Source organism: Pseudomonas sp. NFACC32-1, from assembly GCF_900101215.1.
GTDB lineage: Bacteria > Pseudomonadota > Gammaproteobacteria > Pseudomonadales > Pseudomonadaceae > Aquipseudomonas.
Window position 1 is genome coordinate 576,802 of the sequence record NZ_FMUL01000001.1, and the last position, 17,053, is coordinate 593,854.

General features: G+C 64.0%; 15 protein-coding genes and 1 pseudogene. 13 read left to right on the top strand and 3 right to left on the bottom strand.

The annotated features are described in order from the left end of the window. The first annotated feature begins 63 nt into the window (after window positions 1-63). The 5 genes and pseudogenes from BLP99_RS02550 to BLP99_RS02565 all read left to right on the top strand — a co-directional run bounded on the left by BLP99_RS02550 (window position 64) and on the right by BLP99_RS02565 (window position 4,289). Window positions 64-948 (top strand): LysR family transcriptional regulator, encoded by an 885-nt coding sequence (locus BLP99_RS02550; RefSeq protein WP_072394309.1) that lies wholly within the window; start codon window positions 64-66, stop codon window positions 946-948. Between the two features lie 38 nt (window positions 949-986). After that, window positions 987-1,064, top strand: a pseudogene (locus tag BLP99_RS26725) (PsiF family protein); the annotation flags it as partial. Between the two features lie 156 nt (window positions 1,065-1,220). Then, window positions 1,221-1,592: a c-type cytochrome gene (locus BLP99_RS02555; protein WP_072430438.1), complete on the top strand. Its 372-nt coding sequence runs from the start codon at window positions 1,221-1,223 to the stop codon at window positions 1,590-1,592. 19 nt (window positions 1,593-1,611) lie between these two features. Continuing rightward, window positions 1,612-3,006 (top strand): D-arabinono-1,4-lactone oxidase, encoded by a 1,395-nt coding sequence (locus tag BLP99_RS02560; protein WP_092179615.1) that lies wholly within the window; start codon window positions 1,612-1,614, stop codon window positions 3,004-3,006. A 26-nt stretch (window positions 3,007-3,032) separates the two neighbouring features. Beyond that, window positions 3,033-4,289: a DSD1 family PLP-dependent enzyme gene (locus BLP99_RS02565; protein WP_231991148.1), complete on the top strand. Its 1,257-nt coding sequence runs from the start codon at window positions 3,033-3,035 to the stop codon at window positions 4,287-4,289. A gap of 116 nt (window positions 4,290-4,405) precedes the next feature. Here BLP99_RS02565 and BLP99_RS02570 read toward each other — a convergent pair whose 3' ends face one another. Beyond that, on the bottom strand, window positions 4,406-5,350 hold the full coding sequence (locus tag BLP99_RS02570) for a SphA family protein (RefSeq protein ID WP_072394320.1): 945 nt from the start codon (window positions 5,348-5,350) through the stop codon (window positions 4,406-4,408). 204 nt (window positions 5,351-5,554) lie between these two features. Between BLP99_RS02570 and BLP99_RS02575 the strand changes: the two genes are divergently transcribed. The 7 genes from BLP99_RS02575 (at window position 5,555) to BLP99_RS02605 (ending at window position 15,061) form a co-directional block, all read left to right on the top strand. Next, complete coding sequence (locus BLP99_RS02575) at window positions 5,555-6,595, top strand: AraC family transcriptional regulator (RefSeq protein ID WP_092179617.1); 1,041 nt, start codon at window positions 5,555-5,557, stop codon at window positions 6,593-6,595. A 111-nt stretch (window positions 6,596-6,706) separates the two neighbouring features. After that, complete coding sequence (gene lexA, locus BLP99_RS02580) at window positions 6,707-7,324, top strand: transcriptional repressor LexA (RefSeq protein ID WP_072394326.1); 618 nt, start codon at window positions 6,707-6,709, stop codon at window positions 7,322-7,324. Beyond that, window positions 7,324-7,953, top strand: coding sequence for a translesion DNA synthesis-associated protein ImuA (imuA, locus tag BLP99_RS02585; protein ID WP_092179619.1), 630 nt, complete (start codon window positions 7,324-7,326; stop codon window positions 7,951-7,953). The genes lexA and imuA overlap by 1 nt, the downstream gene beginning before the upstream one ends. A 7-nt stretch (window positions 7,954-7,960) precedes the next feature. Then, window positions 7,961-9,376 (top strand): Y-family DNA polymerase, encoded by a 1,416-nt coding sequence (locus BLP99_RS02590; RefSeq protein ID WP_072394331.1) that lies wholly within the window; start codon window positions 7,961-7,963, stop codon window positions 9,374-9,376. Continuing rightward, on the top strand, window positions 9,352-12,450 hold the full coding sequence (locus BLP99_RS02595; RefSeq protein ID WP_176776487.1) for an error-prone DNA polymerase: 3,099 nt from the start codon (window positions 9,352-9,354) through the stop codon (window positions 12,448-12,450). The genes BLP99_RS02590 and BLP99_RS02595 overlap by 25 nt, the downstream gene beginning before the upstream one ends. A 133-nt stretch (window positions 12,451-12,583) precedes the next feature. Further along, window positions 12,584-14,695: an ATP-binding protein gene (locus BLP99_RS02600; protein ID WP_092179623.1), complete on the top strand. Its 2,112-nt coding sequence runs from the start codon at window positions 12,584-12,586 to the stop codon at window positions 14,693-14,695. Between the two features lie 96 nt (window positions 14,696-14,791). After that, window positions 14,792-15,061 (top strand): hypothetical protein, encoded by a 270-nt coding sequence (locus BLP99_RS02605; protein ID WP_072394797.1) that lies wholly within the window; start codon window positions 14,792-14,794, stop codon window positions 15,059-15,061. Window positions 15,062-15,129: 68 nt separating this feature from the next. On the opposite strand, the gene BLP99_RS02610 is transcribed toward BLP99_RS02605, so the two are convergent. Continuing rightward, on the bottom strand, window positions 15,130-15,651 hold the full coding sequence (locus BLP99_RS02610) for a DUF4142 domain-containing protein (protein ID WP_072394341.1): 522 nt from the start codon (window positions 15,649-15,651) through the stop codon (window positions 15,130-15,132). A gap of 216 nt (window positions 15,652-15,867) precedes the next feature. On the opposite strand from BLP99_RS02610, the gene BLP99_RS02615 reads away from it, so the two are divergent. After that, a complete protein-coding gene (locus tag BLP99_RS02615) occupies window positions 15,868-16,104 on the top strand; it encodes an HP1242/YdcH family protein (protein ID WP_072394344.1) in 237 nt (78 codons plus the stop codon). Window positions 16,105-16,171: 67 nt separating this feature from the next. Here BLP99_RS02615 and BLP99_RS02620 read toward each other — a convergent pair whose 3' ends face one another. Beyond that, window positions 16,172-17,035: a LysR family transcriptional regulator gene (locus BLP99_RS02620; RefSeq protein WP_092179625.1), complete on the bottom strand. Its 864-nt coding sequence runs from the start codon at window positions 17,033-17,035 to the stop codon at window positions 16,172-16,174. Window positions 17,036-17,053 lie beyond the last annotated feature (18 nt).

The window sequence follows — 17,053 nt, forward strand, 5'->3', positions numbered from 1 at the left end:
TTTTTAAGCAGTGGCTGTGCGTTTATAGACAGCAGCTGCGCACAATCGAGACCTGGAGCGTTCATGTTCGACTGGAATGACCTGCGCTACTTCCTGGAGCTGCAACGCAGCGGCCGCCTGCTGACGGCGGCGCGACGCCTGAATACCACCCACGCGACGGTGGCCCGGCATATCGAGGCCATCGAGAAGAGCCTGGGCACCGCGCTGTTCGTCCAGCACGCCCAGGGGTATGAACTGACCCCGGCCGGCGAGACGTTGCTCAAGCACGCCGAGGCCATGGAGAACGTGGCATTACTGGCCCAGGAGGACATCACCCAGTCCAGCGCGCCCCTGGGCAAGATCCGCCTGGGGGTGACCGAAGGGCTGGGCATCATGTTCCTGGCCAGTCGCATGGACAGCCTGTTCCAGCGGTACCCGGGGCTGGAGGTGGAGCTGGTGGCGGTGCCGCGGTTCGTCAGCATTCTCAACCGCGAAGCGGAAATCAGCATCCACCTCGAACGGCCGGCGGCCGATCTGCTGGTGACCCGCAAGCTCACCGACTACAGCCTGGCGCTGTACGCCAGTCATGCTTACCTGGATCGCTCGCCGCCGCTGCGCAGTCGCGAAGACCTGGGGCGTCATGCCTGGATCGGTTATGTCGACGACCTGCTGTTCAGCCAGGAGCTGATGTTCCTCAACAGCTTCTGCCGCAACCCTCGGGTGGTGTTCCACAGCACCAGTGTCATCGCCCAGCAACAGGCCGCGCGTTCGGGGCTCGGTATCGCGGTGCTGCCGTGCTACATGGCCAGCGACGATCCGATGCTGGTGCCCTTGCTGCCCGACGAAACCATCCGCCGCAGCTACTGGATCAGCACCCGTCGCGAACTGCACAAGTCCGTGCGCCTGCGGGTGCTGTGGGATTACGTGGTGCAGCTGTGCGAGCGCGAGCAAGGGCTGCTGCTGCCCTGACCAGGCAGTACCTGTGGCGAGTGGATTGATCCCGCTGGGCTGCGCAGCAGTTCAAAATGTCTACCTGCAACGCCAAGGCGACACATCGGGGACGCTACGCGCCCCAACGAAGATGAATCCCCTTGCCACAGTAATCGAGTCTCCAGCGCTGGCCGCCCAAGTCCCTTTTGTGGCCCCCAATGACCTCAATCCGACACGCCGACCTGCCTTAGTGTGGGAGCCGCCAGACCCACAACAAGAAAGGCGCGATCCTTGCGCCGCAAGAGGGCCTTATGTCGGCAAGAACATCTTTATCGCTGCTCAACGTCGCCTCCATCGCGCTGTTCGGCGCTCTGCTCGCCGGGTGCGGCGAAGAAGCCCGGCCACCCGCGCCCACGACCTTCTCGGCCATGCCCGCCGACGCGACGCTGGCGCAGATCTACGACAGCAGTTGCAAGGTCTGCCATGCCAATCCCGGCGCCGGAGCTCCCCTGACCGGTGACACCCAGGCCTGGGCCCCTCGTGTGGCCCAGGGCGCCGATACCCTGCTGGATCACGCGATCAACGGCTACAACGGCATGCCGCCGATGGGGCTGTGCATGCACTGTTCCGAAGAGCAGTTCCTGGCCCTGATCGCCTTCATGTCCGGCCAACAATTCCAATGACCAGAACGGGTGCCACGGCATGACGATGGATTTTTCACGGCGTCGCTTGCTGCAGCAGGCCGGCGTCGTCGCAGCCTTCACGGCCCTGGGCAGCCAGGGCGCACTGGCGGACCTGATACGGGCCCCGCGCCTGATCCCCTGGCGCAACTGGTCCGGGGCACAGAGCTGCCTGCCGGCGGCGCGCCTGGCGCCCAAGGACCTCGATGAGCTGGTGCAGCTGGTGAAACGGGCCGAGGGGCGGATTCGTCCGGTGGGCTCCGGCCACTCCTTCAGCGCGCTGGTGCCCACCGATGGGACCCTGCTGTCGCTGAGCCATTTCAGCGGCCTGCTGGATCATGACGCCGCCAGCCTGCAGGCCGAGTTCGGCGGCGGTACGCCCATGTCCCGCATGGGGCCGGCACTCAAGGCCGTCGGCCAGGCGCTGTTGAACATGGCGGACGTGGACTACCAGACCCTGGCAGGGGCGATTGCCACCTCGACCCACGGCACCGGCAAGGCCTTTGGCTCGTATGCGTCCCAGGTGGTGGGCCTGCAACTGGTGACGGCCCGTGGCGAGGTGCTCGATTGCGATGCCAGGCGCCATCCCGACGTGTTCCAGGCGGCCCGGGTATCCCTTGGCGCACTGGGGCTGGTCACCCGGGTGCGCCTGCAGAATCGTGCCGCGTATCGGCTGCGCGAGCGCCAATGGGTGGCCAGGACCGAAGAGTTGTTGGAAGACGTGCCTACCAATACCCGCGACAACCAGCACTGGGAAATGCAGGTGGTGACTCATTCCGACTATGCGCTGTCGATTGCCCTGAACGAAACCACCGACCCGGCCACGCCGCCCGTCAGCCCCGAAGAGGAGGGCGGCAATGAGTTCGTTACCCTGATCGAGAAGCTCGACAAGTATGGCAGCGACTTTCCGGTCACCCGCCGGACCCTGCTCAACAGCCTGCGGCTGGTGGCCGACTTCGACGACCGGGTGGGCGATTCCTATGACATCTATGCCAATGCCCGTACCGTGCGCTTCAACGAAATGGAATATTCGGTGCCGGCCGAACACGGCCCGGCGTGTCTGCGGGAGATCCTCGCGCTGATTCGCGACAAGGACCTGCGCACCTGGTTTCCCATCGAATACCGTTACGTGAAGGCCGACGACATTGCCTTGAGCATGTTCGAAGGCCGCGACAGTTGTTCGATCTCGGTGCATCAGCATTACCAGATGGATCACCACAATTTCTTCGCCGCCATCGAGCCGATCTTCTGGAAATACCAGGGGCGTCCGCACTGGGGAAAATTGCATTCTCTCAACGCCAGGACGCTCCAGGCGCTATACCCGCGCTGGAATGAATTCGCTCAGGTGCGCCAGGCCCTGGACCCCGATGGGAAGTTTCTCAACGGGCATCTTTCATCGATTCTGGGGGTGAGCTGATGAGCTTCAATCGCCGTGGTTTCCTCATGGGTACGTTGGGCACCGGGGTGTTGCTGGCCGGTGTCGGGGCCTGGCTACGGCCGACGGATCGGGGCGGCGCCTACAGCGATTATTTCCGCCAGTTGAACCGCGAGCTCAAGGACCGCGGCCCGATGCGGCCGGTCATGCTGATCGACCTGGATCGACTCGATCACAACATCGATGTGGTCAAGGCGTCGGTCCGGCGTGCCGGCAAGCAGTTGCGACTGGTGGAGAAATCCCTGCCGGCCCCCGGGTTGCTGGAATACATCGGTCGGCGCGCCGAAACCCGACGATTGATGTCGTTCCATCAGCCGTTTCTCAACCACGACGCGCAGCAGTTCCCCGAGGCCGATATTCTTCTGGGCAAACCCCTGCCGGTGCGTTCCGTCGAGTTGTTCTACCAGCTTCACAAGGGCGCGTTCGATCCTTCGCGCCAGTTGCAATGGTTGCTGGACACTCCCGAACGTCTCGAGCAATACCGGGGCCTGGCCCAGGGGCTTGGTACGCGCATGCGCATCAATATTGAATTGGACGTGGGCCTGCATCGGGGCGGGGTGAGGGATGAAGCCTCCCTGGACGCGATGCTCAAGCTGATCCGTGCCCACCCGCAACAGCTGGAGTTCGCCGGGTTCATGGGCTACGACCCGTTCGTGGGCATGGGCGTGCCCGAGTGGGTGGCCAGCCCGCAGACGCTGTTGGCCCGGGTCATGGCGATCTACCAGGCACGGGTGGATTTCGTTCGTTTGCGCTATCCCGACCTCTGGCATCCACGCCTGACACTCAACACCGCCGGCAGCCCCAGCTACCGCTTGCATGAACGGGAGAACCTCAGCACCGAAGTGTCGGTGGGCACGGCCATGCTCAAGCCCAGTCATTACGATTTGCCGTCACTGACCGATCACGTGCCGGCAGCCTATATCGCCACGCCGGTACTCAAGCGCACCGGTGCGGTGAACATCCCGGCGCTGGATGACAAGTCGCGGATTCTTGCCTGGTGGGACGTGAACCAGCGCGCCACGTTTTTCATCTACGGCGGTAACTGGATGGCCGACCTCGAATCGCCACCTGGCTTGAAGAGCAACAGCCTCTATGGCCGCAGCTCCAACCAGGAAATGGTCAACGGTTCCGAAACGGTTGGGTTGGGGCTGGAAGACCAGGTGTTCCTCAGGCCGACCCAGACCGAGTCGGTGCTGCTGCAATTCGGCGACCTGCTGGCGGTGCGCGGGGGACGGATCGTCGAAAGCTGGCCGGTCTATGCCTGACAGCGCAGCTTGTGAAGCGAGCCGGCTGGCGACCAGCCCGGAACATTCTTGTGTTCACGCACTGGTCGACTCGCTGTGGCGAGCGGGCAAATCCCAGCGGCGGTGACCGACGACAATCAAAGCTCGAACGGAATGCTGATCTTGGCCCAGAGCATCTCGCCTTCGGGTCGGTTTTGCACGTCGAACTCCTTGGCCCAGCGGATCTCGGCGCTGGCGTACTTGAGAAAGGTCAGGTGCAGCGCCGGGCCGATGGCGAATACCTGACCGCGCACCCCATCGTCCACGTCCTGGCCGGCGAACTGCACGGTGCGCCCGTACTGTTTGTCGTCGGTGGTCTGCTTGAGGTAATAGCCGTTGAGCCCTAACCGCAGGTTATCGGTCAAAAGGTAACTGACGGAATAATCGAAGTGGAAGATCTGCCCCGAGCGGTAGTCGGTGTCCTTGTTCTCACGGTTGAAGCTGTAGGTGGTCTTCATCGACACCTCGGTTCTCTCCGTGGGCAGCCAGGTGAAGGAGAACAGCGGCTTGTAGGTGTAGAAGTTGGTGCTGGTGTTGGCCAGGCGATCCGGGCTGTATTCGCCGGTCGGTACAGTGATTTCCACCGCGGCGGCCAAGGTCAGGTTCTTGCCCATGTCCCACAGCACGATGGGGGAAATGGTGGTATCGCCCATGCTTTCCCGGGTGTCCTGCAGGCCGAACACCGAGACTTCCTGCTTGAGCCAGGGCTGGGCGACGTAGATCCCGAACCGTCCGCCTGCCACCCGTAGCGGGCTCAGGTAGTCGATACGCGGCACCACCGCCGTGGATTCGATCTCCACATCGGGGACTTCGCCGCCCAATGAGCTGATGTTGAATTTCCGGGCCTTGTAGTGGTTGTAGTACAGGTTGAACGCGAACATGTGGTCGGGAAGGTTGTCGACGTCCAGCGGCAACACGAAAAAACCATCGGTGCCGGTGCCGATGTTATCGACGCCGGTCTCAGTGGCCTGGGCCGGGAGGGCGCTGGCGCAGGCCAGGCCCAGGGTCATTTGCAAGGCGAATCGCGTGCGGATCGGGTTCATGGGCGAGCTCGTTATTATTGTTGGGGTGCACCGAAAGTCCGAGCCATAGAAATAAGCCGTTCGTCATCGAGAGGGCAGGGTATTGGCGGCCACACAGGGGACTTGGGCGGCCACATTTCGTATCCCCCATTGCATCGGCTCATGCTAACGTTCATGAAACAACCGGTTACAAAAACGCCTCCTAACGTGCTCCGGACCCCGCCCATGCAGAAAGTCACCGACCCTACCTACGAATTGGCACTGGTATCGCCATTCCTGTTGCAGACCCTGGCCGAAGTCGTGACGGACAAAGGCTTCGATGCGGCCGGCCTGTGTCGCGGGCTGGGGTTCGGCCTTGACGATCTGCAGGACCCTGCCCAGCGCATTTCCTATCGCCAGGCCGCCCTCATGATCCAGCGGGCACTCAAGCTATTGCCGGACCAGGGGCTGGGCCTCTGGGTCGGCGATCACAATGTGTTGGGCACCCTGGGCCTGCTGGGGCATGTCCTGTCGCTGTGCGAAACCCTGCGCGATGCCTTCGCCCTGGGGGTGCGCTACCAGCACACCACCGGCGGCATCGCGGTGACCAGTGTCGAAGAGGCCCCGGGCCGGATCATGGTCGAGGCGAGCTGCCGGTTGCCTTTCGCCGAGGTCCAGGTGTTCGCGGTCGAGGAGTTCTTCGCCAGCCTGATGGTCTATGGCCGGGCACTGGCGGGAGCGGATTTCAAGCCCGAGGCCGTGGAGTTCATGCATGCCGCACCGTCCTATGCCACGCAGTACCAGCGGATCCTGGGACCGGAGGTGCGTTTCGGTTGCCGCTACAATCGCATGCTCATCGATGTCCGCTGGCTGGACGTGCGCCTGCCCAACCATCATCCGTTGGCTTTGCGCCAGGCCCTGGCTTTGCTGGAGCAGGAGGCCACCGAGGTCCACCGCAAGATCGACCTGATCCAGGCCGTGGAACGGGCCATCGCCCGGGACCTGACCCGGGGCAGTCACATCGAGAAAATCGCTGGGGACCTGAACATGAGCAGTCGTACCCTGCGTCGGCGCCTGACCGAACACAGCCTGACCTTCGAGGCCTTGCTCGAACAGGTGCGTCGCGGCCGGACCCTGAACCTGCTGGCCAATCCCGAACTGTCCATCGAGCGGATCACCGAGGAAGTCGGTTACAGCGATGTGCGCAGCTTCCGCCGCGCCTTCCGGCGCTGGACCGGCATGAGCCCCAGCGCGTTTCGCAGCGAAGGTGCCGAGGCCCGGCTTTGAGTCCTGCCGCTGGGGCACTGCTTTCGCAGGGGGCCCGCAGAAGGTTGGCACGGGTGTCGATGGTGTGAACTGACTGGCGGCGCTTGTCAGGAAAATCCCGCAGGAGTACAAATGTACTCCATGACGACTCTCACTCCTCGCCGCGCCGCCATCCTGACGTTCATCCGCGACCGTATCGCCGATCAGGGCCAGCCTCCCAGCCTCGCTGAAATCAGCGAGGCCTTCGGCTTCGCCTCCCGGAGCGTGGCGCGCAAGCATGTGCTGGCGTTGACCGAAGCCGGTTTCATCGAAGTCAACCCACACCAGGCCCGGGGCATCCGGTTGCTCAACCAGTCGCCGCGTCCCGAACTGCTGGACGTGCCGGTGCTGGGGCGAGTGGCTGCCGGCCTGCCCATCGGCGCCGATGCCGAAGTCCATGACCGTCTGATGCTCGATCCGGCGATATTTTCCAAGGCCCCCGATTACCTGCTGCGGGTCCAGGGTGACTCGATGATCGGGGACGGCATTCTCGACGGCGACCTGGTGGGGGTACAACGCACGCCCCAGGCCTCCAACGGGCAAATCGTGGTAGCCCGGCTCGACGGTGAAGTCACCATCAAGCGCTTCGAGCGAGTCGGCGAACAGGTGCGTCTGTTGCCACGCAACCCGGCCTATCAGCCAATCATTGTCGAAGCCGACCGGGACCTGGCCATCGAAGGGGTGTTCTGTGGCCTCTTGAGGCAAGGCTGATGGGCGCGGTCGTTGCGCTGGATACGCTGTTCAATGGCGGCCAGGTCTGGAAGGGCCGGCCTGCGCCGCCGGCCGCCAGTCCACAGCCCACCGGCCATGCCGAACTGGACGCGGCATTGCCCAGTGGCGGCTGGCCGGAGTCAGCGCTGACGGAGATCCTCCTGGCCGCGCCGGGGGTCGGTGAGATGCAGCTGGTATGGCCGACCCTGGCCCGACTGTCGGCGGTAGGGGAGCGGATCGTGCTGGTGGCGCCGCCATTCGTGCCTTACCCCCAGGCCTGGCAGAACGCCGGAGTCGACCTGCGCCAGTTATCGGTGATCCGGGCCGATGAGCGCGATGCCCTGTGGGCCACTGAACAGTGCCTGCGCTCAGGCTGTTGTGGCGCGGTCCTGTGCTGGCCCCGCCAGGCCGATGACCGGGCCCTGCGCCGTTTGCAGGTGGCGGCGGAAACCGGCCAGACCCTGGCGTTCGCCTGGCGCTCGATCCAGGAAGCCGTCAATCCGTCCCCGGCGGCCCTGCGCATTGCCATCGATGCCCGGCCCGGGCAATTGCGCGTGCTCAAGTGTCGCGGCGGGCTGGCCCGTCCGGCGCCGATAGCCTTTACCCCGTACTCGCCAACAGAGCATTGAGGTTGCGATGCGCTGGGTCTGTATCCTGTTTCCACAATTGGCGCTGGACGCCGCGCTGCGTCAGCGCCCCGATCCCGAGGAGCCCCTGGCCCTGCTGAGCGGTCCCGCCCAGCGACGTGTGCTGCGCGCGGTCAACGAGCCCGCCCGGGCCCTGGGCCTGCGTCCCGGCCAGAGCATGACCGCCGCCCAGGCCCTGAGCAAAGGCTTTGCCACCGCCGAATACGACGCGGCACAGATCGAACACTGGCAACAGTTCCTGGCAGCCTGGGCCTACCGTTTCAGTTCCCAGGTCAGCGTGCACTATCCGCGCACGGTGCTGTTCGAGATCGAGTCGAGCCTGGGCCTGTTCGGGACCTGGCCGGTATTCGAGGCCCGGTTGCGGGCCGAGCTGACCGAACTGGGCTTTCGGCATCGCATCGTCGCGGCTCCGAACCCGGTGGCGGCGCGGGTTCTGGCCAATGCCTATGACGCCCTGGTGGTACCCGATGGCGAGACCTTGCAGGCATACCTGGGGCAGATGCCGGTGGACCGCATCAGCCTGGCGCCCGATGTCGCCACGGCCTTGTCGCGTATGGGCCTGCGTCGCCTGAGCCAAGTCCAGGCCTTGCCCCGGCACACCCTGGCGCGTCGCTTTGACGCCCAGGTGCTCAAGCACCTCGACGCCCTGGTGGGCAGTCGTACCCTGGCGCTGTCGTTCTACTTGCCGCCGGACCGCTTCGACGTGCGCATCGAGCTCAACTATGACGTCCAGTCCCATCAGGCGTTGCTGTTCCCCTTGCGCCGATTGACCGGTGACCTGTCGGCTTTCCTCTGTGGCCGCGACAGCGGCGTGCAGCGGTTCGACCTGCATCTGGAGCACGCCGGGCTGGCGGACACGGTGATCAAGGTCGGCCTGCTCAGCGCCGAGCGGGACCCTTCGATGCTTTTCGAGCTGGCCCGTGGCCGATTGGAACAGGTGCAGGTCCAGGCCCCGGTGCGCGGCTTTCGCTTGTGCGCCGAAGATCTGCCGTCATTCGTCCCCCAGCGCCTGGAACTGTTCGACGAGCGACCGCAGCAGTCACTGCCCTGGGAACAGCTGCGTGAGCGGCTGCGGGCGCGGCTGGGCGATGAGGCGGTGCTGGGCCTGGGGTTTCGTGACGATCATCGACCCGAGTGCGCCTGGCAGATGAGTCCTCAGCCCCGCGTCGAGGCCTGCCCCGTGGGCGCGCAGCGTCCCGGCTGGTTGCTGGACGAATGCCAGATGCTGTCGGAGAGCCAGGCCCGCATCCTCATGGGGCCGGAACGCATCGAGTCCGGTTGGTGGGACGGTGCCGATGTGCGTCGCGACTACTACCTCGTCGAAACCCGCGCCGGGCAACGAGGCTGGGCCTATCGACCAGTGGGCGAGGGCGGGCCGCTGTGGCTGCAGGGCTGGTTCGCATGACTGTCGAATACGCCGAGCTGCATTGCCTGTCCAACTTCAGTTTCCAGCGCGGCGCCTCCAGCGCCCTGGAGCTGTGCCGGCGGGCCAAGGAGCAGGGCTATCGGGCCCTGGCAATCACCGACGAATGCACACTGGCCGGCATCGTCCGTGCCTGGCAGGCGGCCAGGGAGCTGGACCTGCACCTGATCGTCGGCAGCGAAATCCAGGTGGAGCATGGTCCGAAACTGGTGTTGCTGGTGGAGAACCTGGAGGGCTACCAGGCCTTGTGCCGGTTGATCACCCGCGCCCGGCGCCGCAGCGAGAAGGGGCGCTATCGCATCGTGCGCGAGGATTTCGACGAACCCTTGCCCGGGCTGCTGGCCTTGTGGGTCCCCGATGGCAACGATGCCGAAGCCCAGGGCCGCTGGCTCCAGTCGATCTTTGCCGGTCGCTTGTGGCTATCGGTGCAGTTGCACTGCGGGCAGGACGACCGCCAGCGCCTGGCGGACTTGCTGGCCCTGGCCGGGCGCCTCGGGCTCGCCGCTGTCGCCACGGGCGACGTGCACATGCACGTGCGTGGCCGTCGGGCCTTGCAGGACACCATGACCGCCATTCGTTACCACGTCACGGTGGCCGAGGCCGGGCAGCGCCTGCACCCTAACGGTGAGCGCCACTTGCGCAGTCGCAAGGATCTGGCCGGGCTCTATCCCCGCGCCTTGCTCGATGAAACCCTCCACATCGCCCGGCGTTGCACGTTCGACCTCGGTCAACTGCGTTATCAATACCCGCATGAACTGGTTCCCGAGGGCCACGACCCGACATCCTGGTTGCGCGAGCTGACCGAGCGGGGCATGCGCAAGCGCTGGGGAGGTGGCGTGAGTGACAAGGTCCGGCGGCAGATCGAGACGGAGCTGGAGCTGATCGCCGAGCTGGGCTACGACAGCTACTTCCTCACCGTGCAGGACATCGTCAGCTTCGCTCGGGAGCGGCACATTCTCTGTCAGGGGCGCGGTTCGGCGGCCAACTCGGCGGTGTGCTATGCCTTGGGCATCACCGAAATCGACCCCGGCCGGACCAACCTGCTGTTCGAGCGATTCCTGTCCCGGGAGCGCAATGAGCCGCCGGACATCGATGTCGATTTCGAGCACGAGCGTCGTGAAGAAGTGCTGCAATACGTGTTTCGCCGTTACGGTCGCCATCGTGCGGCGTTGACGGCAGTGGTCAGCAGCTACCACGGTGCCGGGGCGGTACGGGACGTCGCCAAGGCCCTGGGCCTGCCGCCGGACCAGATCAACGCCCTGGCCGACTGTTGCGGACGCTGGAGCGACGAAGCGCCGCCGCTGGAGCGCTTGCGCGAAGGCGGTTTCGACCCGGACAGTCAGGTGCTGCAGCGGGTATTGGGGCTGACCCGGCAACTGATCGGATTTCCCCGGCATCTGTCCCAGCACCCTGGCGGCTTCGTGATTTCCGAACAGCCCCTGGATACCCTTGTACCGGTGGAAAACGCCGCCATGGCCGAGCGCACCATCATCCAGTGGGACAAGGATGACCTGGACGCGGTCGGGCTGCTCAAGGTGGATATCCTGGCCCTGGGCATGCTCAGTGCGATTCGGCGGTGTTTCGACTTGATCGAGGGGTATCGGGGGCAACGCTACACCCTGGCCAGCCTGCCCCATGACGATAAGGCTACATTCGACATGATCAGCCGCGCCGACACCATCGGCGTGTTCCAGATCGAGTCACGGGCGCAGATGGCCATGTTGCCTCGGCTCAAGCCCAAGGATTTCTACGACCTGGTGATCGAAGTGGCGATCGTGCGCCCCGGTCCGATCCAGGGCGGGATGGTTCATCCGTACCTCAAACGCCGCAATGATGAAGAGCCCGTTACTTACCCTTCACCGGAACTGAAGACGGTCCTTGGGCGCACCCTGGGCATTCCATTGTTCCAGGAACAGGTCATGCAGATCGCCATCGTCGCGGCCGACTACACCCCTGGCGAAGCGGACCAGTTGCGCCGCTCCATGGCCGCCTGGAAACGTCACGGCGGCCTGGAGCCCCACCGGGAACGCCTGGCTGCCGGGATGAAGAAAAACGGCTACACCGCTGAATTCGCTGCGCAGATTTTCGAGCAGATCAAAGGCTTCGGCAATTACGGCTTTCCCGAATCCCATGCCGCCAGTTTCGCATTGCTGACTTACGCCAGCAGTTGGCTCAAATGCCACGAACCGGCGGCATTCGCTTGCGCCCTGATCAACAGCTGGCCTATGGGTTTCTACAGTCCGGACCAGATCCTGCAGGATGCCCGCCGCCATCAATTGCAGATCCGTCCGGTGGACGTGCGAGCCAGTGATTGGGATTGCAGCCTGGAACCTCTGGAAAGTCGGCAACCGGCGATCCGCATGGGCTTGCGCCAGATCAAGGGCTTTCGTGAGGAGGACGCCCGGCGTATCGAAGCGGCTCGCCGACAGCGGGCTTTCAGTGACGTGGCCGATCTGGGCGAGCGCGCGCAACTCGATACCCGGGCCCTCGAACAACTGGCCGACGCCGGAGCCTTGCGCGGCCTGGCCGGTGATCGTCATCGCGCTCGCTGGCAAGTGGCCGGAGTGCAGAAACAACTGGGTCTGTTTGCCGGTTTGCCCAACCAGGAAGAGCCGCCGGTGAGTCTGCCCAAGCCATCGGTGGGGGAAAATCTGTTCGCCGACTACGCGACCCTCGGCACCACGCTGGGGCCTCATCCGTTGGCTTTATTGCGCCCCGAACTGCGTGCCCGCCGCTGTCGCAGCTCCCGGGAGTTGCAGGAGGTGGAGCATGGGCGCAACGTCAGCGTCGCCGGCCTGGTGACCGGCCGCCAGCGTCCCGGCACGGCCAGTGGCGTGACCTTCGTCACCCTGGAAGATGAATTCGGCAATCTCAACGTGGTGGTCTGGCGCGACCTGGCGGAGCGCCAGCGCAAAGTGCTGGTGGGGTCGCAGTTGCTCAAGGTCGATGGGCGCTGGGAAAGTGTCGGCGAGGTCCGCCACCTCATCGCCGGGCGCCTGAGCGACTTGACCGGGCTGCTGGCAGGCATCAACGTGCGCAGCCGCGATTTTCGCTGAGTTCCCTCGCTACCCCAAGCGACGATGGCACCCCGGCATGAAACCAAACGCCATCCTCGTGCTCGAAGCTCTGAGCACAAGGGGCTCGCGATACGCCGATTCCCAGCAGCTATTCGAGGTTCAGAGTCGACCCATGCAGTTCTTATCCCAGCCTCATGGATGTCCCGGGTGGGACGGTGAAATGGCCCGGCGTATCCGGGCGTTCGATTGGAGCCGGACCGAGCTGGGCCCTATCGAACAGTGGTCCGCCAGCCTGCGCAGCGCTGTGCAGATATTGCTGGCGTCGCCCTTGCCGATGGTCATGCTATGGGGACGCCAGGGCTTCATGATCTACAACGATGCCTATGCCGAATTCGCCGGTGGGCGTCATCCCTACCTGTTGGGCTGCGCGGTGGAACTGGGCTGGCCGGAAGTGGCCGAGTTCAATCGCCACGTACTGGATGTCTGCCTGGCCGGCGGCACGCTGTCCTACCGCAGCAAGGAACTGGTCCTGCTGCGTGACGGCAAGCCCGAAGACGTGTGGATGGACCTGTTCTACAGCCCCGTGCCGGACGATGACCAGGCCCCGGCCGGCGTGCTGGCGATTGTCGTGGAAACCACCGAGCTGGTCCTGTCGGAGCGGGCCCGCCAGGAGGCGGAACGCAGCTACCGCGCGGTCAACGAACGCATCCAGCTGGCCCTATCGGCCGGGCCGCTGCTGGGCTCGTTTGTATGGGACGTCCAGGCCGACACCCTGTCCGGCGACGAGCGTTTTGCCCGTACGTTCAACTATCCGCCAGACACGCCGTTGGAAGCATTGCCCATCGATATTGCCCGGCAGCGTATCCACCCGGATGACCTCGATGAACTTAACCAGCGGGTCGAACTGACGTTGCGCACCGGGGCGCCTTTCAATGCCGAATACCGGGTACGAGGCCCTGGAGGCGACGACCTGTGGGTGCAGGCCAGCGGTCGATGCGAGTTCGATGCCTCGGGCGCCCCTCTGCGTTTTCCCGGCGTGCTGATCGACATCAACGAACGCAAGACCGCCGAGGCGTCCCTGCTCAGGTTCACGCGTGACCTGGAGCAGCGGGTGGCCGACGAGGTCCAGGCGCGACTGGCGGCTGAAGAGCAGTTGCGCCAGTCCCAGAAGCTGGAGGCCATTGGCGGACTCACCGGCGGTGTAGCCCATGACTTCAACAACCTGCTGCAAGTGATCGCCGGCAACCTGCACCTGCTGGCTCGCCACGAGCCGGACAATCACAATGTGCAGCGCAGGATCAGCGCCTCCATCGAGGCGGTGGAGCGGGGCGCCAAGCTGTCTGCGCAACTGCTGGCCTTCGCCCGTCGCCAGCCCTTGTCACCGGCGGTCTACAACCCCCGGCGCATCTACGACGACCTGGGCGAATTGCTGCAACGGGCCCTGGGCGAGACCATCCGGATCGAAGTGACACTGCCCGACGAACCCTGGTGCATTCACGTGGACCGCAACCAGCTGGAAAACGCCTTGCTGAACCTGGCGATCAACGCCCGCGATGCCATGGGCGGCGAGGGCACCATCCGGATACTGGGCGAGAACATCGTGCTCGACGAATCGTCCTGTGCCGGCAAAGGCATCGGCGCGGGGGACTATGTGCGATTGTCGGTGATCGACAGTGGCATCGGCATGCCACCGGAGATCCTCAGCCAGGTATTCGAGCCGTTCTTTACCACCAAGACCGATGGCCAGGGCACCGGGTTGGGGCTGAGCATGGTGTTCGGCTTCGTCAAGCAAAGCGGTGGCCATATCGAGATCGCCAGCGACCCGGGCAAGGGCACGCGGGCGCAGATGTATTTTCCTCGCAGCTATCAGCCTGAAGCCGGCGAGCAGACGCACCACTACTCGCTGCAGCCCGGCAGGCAGGAGACGATCCTGGTGGTGGAAGACAATGACGCGGTGCGCAGTGCATCGGTGGAGTTGCTGGAACAGTCCGGCTATCGAACCCTCACGGCCGCCAATGCCGATGCCGCCATGAAGTTGCTGCTCGAGGGGGTCAAGGTGGACCTGATCTTCACCGACGTGGTCATGCCAGGCCTGATCAAGAGTTCCGACCTCGCGGCCTGGGCCAAGGTGCAGACCCCGCCGGTGCCCGTGCTGTTCACGTCAGGCCACACGCGGGACATCATCTCGCGCAACCATCAACTGAGCCCCGATACCCATCTGCTGAGCAAACCCTACGGGCCGGATGCGTTGACCCGGATGGTCCGGTCGCTGCTAGGCGGCTGATGCTGCCCGCACAAACAAATGGAACCGAAGCCGTTGCGTTCCCTTCGAATGAACAAGGCCGGTCATCGACCCGGCCTCTGCCATGAAGAGGTGTCCATGAACGACGATCGCGCAAACTCTCAGCAACAAGGTCAGACGCAGACTCCGTCGCCGCGCAATGATCCGGCCATCGATCCCCAGGTGCCCGGCGCCAGCCCGGTCAGCCCGGCTGGAGCGGACCAGGCCCAGAGCGCCGCGGAGGAGGTCGATCAGAAAAAACGCCACCAGGATAACGACAACACCTTCAGCCCGGGTTTCAAGCCCGATCCTGACCGGCCGAAACCCGGCGACAGCACCGACGCCGATATCGACACCGACGGCGGCTGATCGAGCCGCGCAAAAAAAGGGTCGCCCTCAATGCGAGGACGACCCTTCTTTATTCACGGCCAGGAAGCCTACTTGCTGGGGTGTGCGGCCTGGAGTTTCTTGGCCATTTCCAGGTGGTGCTGCAGGTCCGGCAGCATCTTCTGGGCGAACGCCTTGAGTTCGGTGTTACCGGCTTTCTTGTCGTCGGTCACGGTCTCGGCTTCTTTCTTGAATAGGGCGATGGTTTCTTCGTGGGCCATGACCTGGTTGTTGGCATAGGCGGCGTCGAAGGACTCATCGCGCACTTCAAGGATCTTGGCCTTGGCCTTCTTCATGAGGGTGGTTTCGTCCGGCACCTCGATGTCGTGTTTCTTGGCCAGCGACATCAGCTCCTGGTTGGCCTTGGTGTGGTCGGCGATCATCTTGTTGGCGAACTCCTTGATGTCCGCCGAGGCACTTTTTTGCAGTGCCAGCTTGCTGGTCTCGATTTCCGCAATGCCACCGGCCGCCGCGTTGTCGACAAAGTCATTGGAACTCGCGGCCCATGCCATGCCCATGCTGGTACTCAGGGCAACTGCCAGGCCGAGTTGACGCAGGGTAAATCCGTCCATAGGTATGTCTCCGAACAGGTTGTACAAGTGATCTTGATGTCACTGTTCAATGGAGAGCGACGCGAGGCCAAAGGTTTGATTGCAAAGCGCTACGGTACGACGAACGGTCACCGTCGGTCGGATTGGCGGTCGACAGAACCCGCTTGTGGAGGCCATCCTGATAATCGACGAGCGCCGCAAAGGCGTTTGCCACCGAACCACCAAAGGAGGTGTTCCATGCCGGTGCCCCATGATTTGTGCCAGGATCTTGCTTGCACAAAAGACGAGATCCAGCAGAAGCGCAGCGAGAATCCAAGGTTGAATTCGTTGATTGAAAAGTACTCCCGACTCGACGCCGAGGTTGTCGAGGCCGAGAAGCCGACATCTGCGGGAATGCCTGACACAGACCTGGAAATCCTCAAGAAGGAGCGACTGATGATCAAGGACGAAATCGTGCGGCACTTGAAGACATAATCCGGTGGCGAGGGTTTTACTCCATAGGGCCGCGTAGCGGCCCTTTCCACGTCTGCACCGCAATGCTTCAGCTCAGCGGATCCCAGCGCTGGGACCAGTCGCTGCCGGCCCTGACGATGCCCCGCAGCACTTCGAACGCTTGTTGTAGCGCCGCCGAATCCCGATCCCGGGAATAGACCAGGTAGGTGGGGTAGTTGAATTCCGGCGCCTTGGGGACCCGCTCAAGGATGCCGCTGTCCAGGTAGCTCTGGACCACGCGTGTGCGGAAGTAGCCGCTGCCGCCGTTCTCCAGGATGTATTGCAGGGCCAGGGGGCCGAGGTTGAAGGTGACGGCGGCCTTGGCCTTGTCCGGCAGGGCCGTGTCGTGCTGGCGTCGGAAGTCGCTGCTCCAGTCGATGTACACGTAGGGCTCGGGGCAACTGGCCAATTGCACCAGGATCAGTTTTTCCTCCAGCAGCTGTTCCACCTGCAGCCGTGGCCAGTACTCGGGTTGATACACCACTGCCGCGTCCAGCAGGCCCAGTTCCAGTTGCTGCAACAGTTTTTCACCGTCGCGGATGTCCATGCGCAAGGCATGTCCGGGGATCTTCTGGCGCAGTTCCCGGGCCCAACCGAGCATCAACGGATTGCACAGGCTGACCTCGCCGCCAAGGTGCAGCACATTGCGATAGCCCTCGGGCAACGGCAGGTCCCGGCGAGCCGCCTCCCAGGTCTGCACCAGTTGATTGGCGTAGACGACGAACGCCTCGCCGTCGGGGGTCAGGCGTGCGCCGGCGCGATTGCGCACGAACAGCGCGCAGCCGAACTGGCTTTCGAGCTTCTGGACCCGGGCGGTGATCGCCGTCTGGGTGACATGCAACTTGTCCGCCGCGGCGGCGAGGCTGCCGTGACGGACGATTTCCAGGAAGGTACGGGCGAGGTCGATGTCCATGTTCAAGCCGATGCAGGG